Here is a 260-nt window from a genome sequence, read left to right as displayed (position 1 = left end):
TTTACCTTTAGAATTAATAGATCAATTTTCAAAGAAACTATTTTTCACAAAACAATTCAACGAATGATTACGGCATTGCCAATTTATCAGTATCAAATAATACAGAGGCTAAGTATATAACTCAATTTTTTTATAATTAATTCAAGTTGCTAGTTAATTGTTTTATTTAATTGTAAACCGAATACAAACAATGTTAGCTTTATTAAGAATCCATCCAGAGTAACTGCATGTATAGTTCTTGGGAATAGTTTTTTAATATC

The 260-nt window shown here is 25.4% G+C and carries 2 pseudogenes; one reads left to right on the top strand and one right to left on the bottom strand.

Going from position 1 to position 260, the window contains the following annotated elements:
* Positions 1-120: pseudogene (locus J3495_RS19295) on the top strand (IS1595 family transposase); the annotation flags it as partial.
* A 29-nt stretch (positions 121-149) separates the two neighbouring features.
* On the opposite strand, the pseudogene J3495_RS19520 reads toward J3495_RS19295, so the two are convergent.
* Positions 150-260 (bottom strand): annotated as a pseudogene (locus tag J3495_RS19520) (IS982 family transposase); the annotation flags it as partial.

This window comes from Flavobacterium geliluteum (genome assembly GCF_017948595.1).
GTDB classification, from domain to species: domain Bacteria; phylum Bacteroidota; class Bacteroidia; order Flavobacteriales; family Flavobacteriaceae; genus Flavobacterium; species Flavobacterium flavipigmentatum.
This window is presented reverse-complemented; position numbering and strand designations above follow the sequence as displayed.